This window comes from Burkholderia sp. Se-20378, from assembly GCF_017104665.1.
In the GTDB taxonomy this organism is placed as follows: domain Bacteria; phylum Pseudomonadota; class Gammaproteobacteria; order Burkholderiales; family Burkholderiaceae; genus Burkholderia; species Burkholderia lata.
In genome coordinates this window covers 1-680 of record NZ_JAAGPG010001231.1, presented here as the reverse complement: position 1 = coordinate 680, position 680 = coordinate 1, and the positions used below count along the sequence as shown (strand labels likewise).

1 protein-coding gene is annotated in these 680 nt (G+C 70.6%); it reads left to right on the top strand.

The genetic code is table 11. The features are described from left to right. On the top strand, positions 1-672 hold a 672-nt coding region (locus tag G3N93_RS41165), incomplete at its 5' end, for a phospholipase domain-containing protein (RefSeq protein ID WP_206135659.1). Positions 673-680: the final 8 nt, after the last annotated feature.

Sequence of the window (680 nt, the reverse complement as noted above, 5' to 3'; positions counted from 1 at the left end):
CATGCCAGCGCGCATACCGATGCCGGCAACGGCACGGTCACGCTGAAGTTCGCGAACACGGGCCGCGCCGCCGCCGTGTTTCACGTCTATGACAAGCTGCACCTCGACCGCCTGCCGCAGCGCTACGTCGTCGAACCGGGCAAGACGCTGCACGGCGACTGGGCCGCGCGCGCCGACAACGGCGGTAAATATGACCTGTGGGTGCTGGGCCCGAACGGCTATCACCGCCGCTTCACCGGCGACCTCAGCCGTCTGGCCGGGGCACGCGCGCCCCATCCGGAAGTTCGCGTCGGCTATGCGGGCGCGAGCGGCAACCTCCACCTGAAGCTGCGCAACCACGGCGGCGGCTCGGTGCGCTTCACCGTGAAGTCGAACCAGGTCTACGGGCCGCTGTCCGGGCACGGCGCGCACGACGATCGCGGTCATGGCCACGGCAACGAGGACGGCAACAGCCAGGGTCGCGGCCACGGTACCGGTACCACGTGGACGGTCACGGTGCGCGCCGGCGACCAGGCCGAGCTGCACTGGAAGCTCGACTCGACCGGCCACTGGTACGACTTCATCGTCACCGCGGACAGCGACGCGAGTTTCTCGCGCCGCGTCGCCGGCCGCGTCGAAACCGGCCGCCACTCGGTCAGCGACCCGGCGATGGGGCTCGCCGACCGCTTCTGATGCCGCCG